This window comes from Pseudomonas sp. GM48 (assembly GCF_000282335.1).
Taxonomy (GTDB): domain Bacteria; phylum Pseudomonadota; class Gammaproteobacteria; order Pseudomonadales; family Pseudomonadaceae; genus Aquipseudomonas.
In genome coordinates this window covers 128,977-135,760 of sequence record NZ_AKJM01000117.1, presented here as the reverse complement: position 1 = coordinate 135,760, position 6,784 = coordinate 128,977, and the positions used below count along the sequence as shown (strand labels likewise).

The window sequence follows — 6,784 nt, the reverse complement described above, 5'->3', positions numbered from 1 at the left end:
GGGGGCTTGCCCCCGTTCGGCTGCGCAGCAGCCGCAACAAAGCCATTCGGCACAGTTGGCCTTGCGGAATTATAAAGCAGATTTGGGGCCGCTTCGCAGCCCAACGGGGGCAAGCCCCCTCGCCACAAAAGCAATACAGTGAGCTGACTTATCGCGGTTCGATGTGGGCAATCATCAGTTGAACCGTCTCGTTGCCACGAAACTCGTTCAGATCGAGTTTGTAGGCCAGTTCCACCCACTTGATGGTCGGATTCGGCCAGATGTCGCGGTCGATCCCGAAGGCAATGCCATCGAGTTTCACCGAACCACACTCACTTCTCAGCACGACTTTAAGGTGCCGTTCGCCAACGACGCGCTGCTCGACCAACTGGAACACCCCATGAAACAACGGCTCCGGGAAGTGCTGCCCCCACGGGCCGGCATGCCGCAGGGCACGGGCCAGTTCCAGGTGAAACTCTTCCACCGCCAGGGTGCCGTCCGACAGCAGGCGGCCCGTCAGGTCTTCTTCGCGCAGTTGCCGACGCACTTCAGCGTCAAAGGCTTCGGCGAACAACGGGAAATTCGCTTCCGGCAGCGTCAGGCCGGCCGCCATCGCGTGGCCACCGTACTTGGTGATCAGGTTCGGATGCTGCGCCGCCACCACACTCAAGGCGTCGCGGATGTGAAAGCCCTGGACCGAACGCCCCGAGCCTTTGAGCAGGCCATCTCCGGCATCGGCAAAGGCGATGGTCGGGCGGAAATAGCGCTCTTTCATCCGCGACGCAAGGATACCGATGACGCCCTGATGCCACTCCGGATCGAACAGGCACAAGCCGAACGGCATCGACTCCACCGGCAAATCCTTGAGCTGCGCCAGCGCTTCGCGCTGCATGCCTTGCTCGATGGATTTGCGATCCTGGTTCATGCCATCCAGTTGCGCCGCCATTTCACGGGCAGTCGCCGCATCGTCGGTCAGCAGACACTCGATGCCCAGGCTCATGTCATCCAGACGCCCTGCCGCGTTCAGGCGCGGGCCAACAATGAAACCCAGATCGGTGGAGGTGATGCGCGCATGATCGCGCTTGGCCACTTCGAGGATCGCCTTGATCCCCGGCCGGGCACGTCCGGCGCGAATCCGCTCAAGGCCCTGATGCACCAGAATCCGGTTGTTGGCATCCAGCGGCACCACGTCGGCCACGCTGCCCAGGGCCACCAGGTCAAGCAGTTCGCCGATATTCGGTTGCGGCTTGCTCGCGTACCAGCCCAGTTCACGCAATCGCGCGCGCAGGGCCATCAGCACATAGAAAATCACCCCGACACCGGCCAGCGCCTTGCTCGGGAACTCGCAACCCGGCTGGTTCGGATTGACGATGGCATCGGCCAACGGCAGTTCGTCGCCGGGCAAGTGGTGATCGGTAACCAGCACCTTGAGCCCGGCCTTTTTCGCCGCGGTCACGCCATCGACGCTGGAGATGCCATTGTCCACGGTGATCAGCAGATGAGGCTGGCGCTCCAGCGCCACCGCGACGATTTCCGGGGTCAGGCCGTAGCCGTAGTCGAAACGATTTGGCACCAGATAATCGACATGCGCAGCACCCAACAGGCGCAAACCCAGGGTGCCCACGGTGCTGGCCGTCGCACCGTCGGCATCGAAGTCGCCGACGATCAGAATGCGCTGGCGCTGTTCGAGCGCCGTCACCAGTAAATCCACGGCGGCATCAATGCCCTTGAGCTGCTGGAACGGAATCAGCCGCGCCAGGCTCTTGTCCAGTTCTGCCTCGGATTGCACGCCCCGCGCCGCGTACAGGCGGGTCAGCAGAGGTGGAATATCACCGAGGAATGGCAGGGTGTCGGGCAGCAGGCGAGGTTCAATGCGCATGGGGTGACAGGAGCTTCTCTTGAATACGTAGGATAAAACCGGGTGACGCGCTAGAGCGGCGAAAAATCAGCCGCGCTCACCGGCCAGCCACTGCAACTGGACTTCATGCTGACCACGGTCGTCGGTGACGAAGATCGTCCCTTCGCTGATCATCACGTCCCACTTGATAACGCGCGGCATGTCCTTGGCCAGGGTTTCCAGGACTTCCTGAGGCACGGCAGCGATGTTGACGTTCTTCAGGTTTTTCACCGCTGGCACCACTTTGCCTTCCCACACGCGCAGGCTGCCATAGGCCAGCAGGCTGGTGCGTTCAGTGCGGCGCGAACACCAGGTCAGGCGCTCGGCATCGGGCTGGCCAACTTCGATCCAGTGCAGGACACGGTCATCCAGGCTTTTTTCCCACAAGGCCGGCTCATCCACTTCCGACAGACCACGGCCAAACGACAGGTGCTCGTTGTACCAAAGAGCGTAGGCCAGCAGGCGTACGGTCATGCGTTCTTCGGTTTCCGAAGGGTGACGGGCGATGGTCTGCTTCACGCTCTCATAGACGCTGCGGTCGAGGTCGGTGAGGTTCAGTTCAAACTTGTAGGTCGTGGACGGCTGGGCCATGAACGGGCTTCTTGATACGAGGAAAGGCGGCAAGTCTACCCGATGCAACGGGCAATCCACGAATAGAACACAATCAAGCTGGAGCGTCTGACAATCGGCTATGTTAAAACGCTCTATCCTCTCAACCCTTGTCCTGCAGGATCCCGCATGCCGATCACCGCCAAACCGCTTTCCGGTCTGAAAGTCATTGAATTGGGCACATTGATTGCCGGCCCGTTTGCCTCGCGCATTTGCGCTGAATTCGGTGCCGACGTAATCAAGGTCGAATCCCCGGACGGCGGTGATCCATTGCGCAAATGGCGCAAGTTGTATGAAGGCACTTCGTTGTGGTGGTTCGTCCAGGCGCGTAATAAAAAATCCCTGACCCTCAATCTCAAACACCCCGAAGGTCAGGCGATCCTGAAACAGCTGCTGGGCGAAGCAGACATTCTGATCGAAAACTTTCGTCCCGGCGTCCTGGAAAAACTCGGCCTGGGCTGGGATGTCCTGCACGCCTTGAATCCGAAACTGGTCATGGTGCGGCTGTCAGGTTTCGGCCAGACCGGCCCGATGAAAGATCAGCCCGGCTTTGGCGCGGTCGGTGAATCCATGGGAGGCCTGCGCTACATCACCGGTTTCGAAGACCGGCCGCCGGTGCGCACCGGCATTTCCATCGGCGACTCGATTGCCGCGCTCTGGGGCGTGATCGGCGCATTGATGGCCCTGCGTCATCGCGAGGTCAACGGCGGCCAGGGGCAAGTGGTGGACGTGGCGCTGTACGAAGCCATCTTCGCGATGATGGAAAGCATGGTCCCGGAGTTCGACGTGTTCGGCTTCATCCGCGAACGCACGGGCAATATCATGCCGGGCATCACCCCGTCCTCGATCCACACCAGTGCCGATGGCAAGCATGTGCAGATCGGCGCCAATGGCGACGCGATTTTCAAACGCTTCATGCTGATCATTGGTCGGGAAGACCTGGCCAACGACCCTCAGCTTGCCAGCAACGATGGCCGCGATGCCCGACGCGACGAGATTTACGGCGTCATCGATCGCTGGGTCAACTCGTTGCCGCTGGACACGGTGCTGGCACAGCTGAATCAGGCCGAGGTGCCAGCCAGCCGGATCTTCAGCGCCGAAGACATGTTCAATGACCCTCAATACCTGGCGCGTGAAATGTTCCTGCAAGCCAAGCTGCCGGATGGCAAGGACTTCAAGATGCCGGGCATTGTGCCAAAACTCTCAGAGACACCCGGTGAATGTGAATGGGTCGGGCCACAACTGGGTGAGCACAACGCACAGGTACTCCAGGAACTTGGCTATGACGCGTCGCAAATCGCACAGTTGCGCAAAGACGGAGCCATCTGAACTGAGGCGCCTGCCTGCATGGCCCATTCGGCACCACCCGTCGCACGGCGGATGGCCGCTGTGCATGCTGGCGATTTTACTCTTGCTCCTTGAACCGCTCCCGTCAGCCCTGGCACAGCCCAGGGAAAACCTGATCTGGCTCAAGCGTGATCTGCCGCCGCTGACGATTTTCGACGGGCCGAAAGAGGGCCAGGGTGTCATCGATCAACTGCTTCCACTGTTGATTGCCGGCATGCCGCAGTACCAGCACAGCGTGATGAGGGTCAATCGCGCGCGTGGACTGCAAATGCTCCACGAACCGGCCCTCGTCTGCGACGCGGCGCTGAACTGGAGCAAGGAACGGGAACAGTGGATCGCCTTTTCCATTCCGGTCTTCCGCGCCATGAGCAATGGCCTGGCCGTGCGGCGCATTGACCAGAACGTGCTGGCGCCCTTTATCAAGGATGGCGAAGTGGACCTGGCAGCGCTGCTCGCCAGCGGCCGCGAAAAACTGGGGATTATTGCCGAGCGCAATTACGGCGAATACCTGGACGGGCTGCTCAAGCAAGCACCAGCCAACACACTGACCGCTCATTACGGCAACGACGCCTTGGGCAGCCTCTTGCAAATGCAGCGCCTGGGACGCTTGCACCTGCTGCTGGGCTATCGCCCGGAAATTCGCTATCAGGCCTCGCTGCAAGGCATCGCCGAGGATGAATTGCAGTTCTATACAATTCGCGGCACGGGCAAATACCTGTCCGGTTACATCGGTTGCACCGACACGCCAAAGGGCCGGCAGGCCATCGCCGAGATCAACCAGGTGCTGCGCGCCCTTCCCCGCGAGCCCCTTGACGAGGCCTACGCCGCCTGGCTGGATCCGGAGAGTCGCGGCGATTACCTGAAAGACACCAAGGCTTTTTTCGACAATCTGGCGCAACCATGACAAATCCCGGACAAAAAGAAACCCCGGGAAGTGGGGAGACGACCCGGGGTTAAACGTGGCCTGCTTGGAGACCAGTAGCAGCAAGCTACAAGCACCGGAGCACAATGCTTGATCCTGCTGTTAAAAAGTCTGACTGACCTGAGCGTGGGAAGGTTCCCACAAAAATCCGTTCAATTGCGGCTGGCCAGAAGCTTGTCCTGGGCAGCATTGCGCAATGCTGCGATGACACAAGGCTCCAGGCGTCCTTCAGCGATCAGCACGTCGCGATGCAAACCGTCGACCACATCCGTCAGCAAGCGTTTGTCATTCAACTGGGCCTGATTTAACTCGCGCTCGACCACAGTCGCGCCGATAGCATTCTTCAGAGTCACCCGGCATTCGCCACGAATGCCTGACGGGGTCAATGTGACCTGATACGGGCTCAGCGCCTCACCGAGCAACAGACTGATACTTTCCATCCCGATCACCACTCAATAGTCCGAAACAACGTGCCTGGGGCATGCCTACAACAGATGACCGCTGGCCCGAGAAGAAAGTTCTGGATACTGACCGCAGATGAAACTGCAGGTCAGTCAAGAGAGCATGCACGGCGAACATGACAGAGAAAAAACGCCACCGTCACGTTTGTCGGGTACGCCTGGCGATATCGGCCCAGCCCCCCAGCAATCCTCGTAGCTGGCCATCCGCCGTGTAAAACGGCACCGTCCACTGGTAGATATCCCTGACGCCGTCCTTGAACACCAATTGACGCTCGAAGAAGCGCGTCCTGCGCGTACTCAACTGCGCCATGAATTCGGCATGCAGCAGTTCCGCGGTTTGTCTGGGCATGACATCGACCTCGATCAACTGCCGCCCCTGCATCCGGTCAAAACGCGTCGACAAGGCGTCCTCATAACTTTTGTTGCACATGATCAAACGCCCTTGCAGATCACGAACAAACATCGGGTCAGGCATGGCATCCATCAGGGCATGCTGGAATGCCAGCTGATCACGCAGGTTTCTTTGGGCCTCGACCCGTTGCCTGACCACCACCGCCAACCGTCGGCTCCAAAGCAGGGACAACAGACCAAACAGGCTGACCACAAACATGCCCCAGCAAATCCATTGGTCAAATTGCTGCCAGAAGCCATGTGCCTGTGACGTGCTGGTGCCACCGAGCCACTTCAGGCGAATGGCGCGCAGTTCCTGCTCAGGAAACGCCTCGAGCGCCTTGTTGAGGATGCTCAGCAACTGCGGCTGGCCTTTGCGCACCGCCAGATAATCCCCATCCCATTTGCCCGGCACCACAGCCCCGAGCTGTAGCCGGCCTGACGGAAACAGCTGGGCGCCGATTTCGTTTTCGATGGTGGCGTAGGCTTCGCCGCTTTCAACCCAGGCACGGGCTTCGGCATGGGTTTTAACCGAGCGCAACTCGATGGACGGATAATCGCGACGTATCATCGCTTCCAGTGCATGTCGGGTCGGCAGCACCAGCACCCGTTTCGCCAGATCCTCCAGCGACTGCACCGGCGGCGCCCCCGCCTGCCCGACAAAGACCCAGCCTGCACCACCGAACGCATGGCTGAAATCGAGAAGCGCCCTGCGTTCTTCATTAATCGAAAGCGTGGTACTTAAATCCGCCGTGCCTCTTTCCAGGTGTGCGAGCATCTGATCGGTGGAAAACGACTCTTGGTAAACGAACTGCAAGCCCGTCATGTCACTGATGCGCTTGAGCAGATCGCTGTTCAGGCCCGTCCAGTGACCATGTTCATCCTTGAACAGGTACAGCGGATACTCCAGTGCCGTGACAACGACCCGTGGATGGCTGGCCATCCACCGTAACTCCTGCTCATCCAGCACGACCGTTGAACGGGCGACAGACTTCCCGCGTTCCTGAAGGGTTGGAGGACTCGCGCCTCCCCATTGGGCGATGCCCATGATGCCGAGCAAAAACAACCAGCGCATGGCCGGTTTGAACACACTTGTAAACAGCATTCCCACGTCCTTGGTGATTCACTCGCCTGTCCTTTCGCGGCGATAACACGACAAGTGTGCATGCAGAAATGAAA

General features: G+C 59.7%; 6 protein-coding genes. 2 read left to right on the top strand and 4 right to left on the bottom strand.

From position 1 onward, the window contains the following. Positions 1-148: 148 nt before the first annotated feature. Together recJ and PMI28_RS07105 are read right to left on the bottom strand one after the other, a co-directional pair. Positions 149-1,858 (bottom strand): single-stranded-DNA-specific exonuclease RecJ, encoded by a 1,710-nt coding sequence (gene recJ / locus PMI28_RS07100; protein WP_007990049.1) that lies wholly within the window; start codon positions 1,856-1,858, stop codon positions 149-151. Positions 1,859-1,924: 66 nt separating this feature from the next. After that, positions 1,925-2,467: a YaeQ family protein gene (locus PMI28_RS07105; RefSeq protein ID WP_007990047.1), complete on the bottom strand. Its 543-nt coding sequence runs from the start codon at positions 2,465-2,467 to the stop codon at positions 1,925-1,927. Positions 2,468-2,614: 147 nt separating this feature from the next. On the opposite strand from PMI28_RS07105, the gene PMI28_RS07110 reads away from it, so the two are divergent. After that, positions 2,615-3,814 (top strand): CaiB/BaiF CoA transferase family protein, encoded by a 1,200-nt coding sequence (locus PMI28_RS07110; protein WP_007990045.1) that lies wholly within the window; start codon positions 2,615-2,617, stop codon positions 3,812-3,814. Continuing rightward, positions 3,768-4,736, top strand: coding sequence for a TIGR02285 family protein (locus PMI28_RS07115; protein WP_007990043.1), 969 nt, complete (start codon positions 3,768-3,770; stop codon positions 4,734-4,736). Before PMI28_RS07110 ends, PMI28_RS07115 begins: the two co-directional genes overlap by 47 nt. Positions 4,737-4,906: 170 nt before the next feature. Here PMI28_RS07115 and PMI28_RS07120 read toward each other — a convergent pair whose 3' ends face one another. Both PMI28_RS07120 and PMI28_RS07125 read right to left on the bottom strand, forming a co-directional pair. Continuing rightward, positions 4,907-5,194: a DUF3509 domain-containing protein gene (locus tag PMI28_RS07120; protein ID WP_007990041.1), complete on the bottom strand. Its 288-nt coding sequence runs from the start codon at positions 5,192-5,194 to the stop codon at positions 4,907-4,909. Between the two features lie 160 nt (positions 5,195-5,354). Next, positions 5,355-6,710: a transporter substrate-binding domain-containing protein gene (locus PMI28_RS07125; RefSeq protein WP_007990038.1), complete on the bottom strand. Its 1,356-nt coding sequence runs from the start codon at positions 6,708-6,710 to the stop codon at positions 5,355-5,357. Positions 6,711-6,784 lie beyond the last annotated feature (74 nt).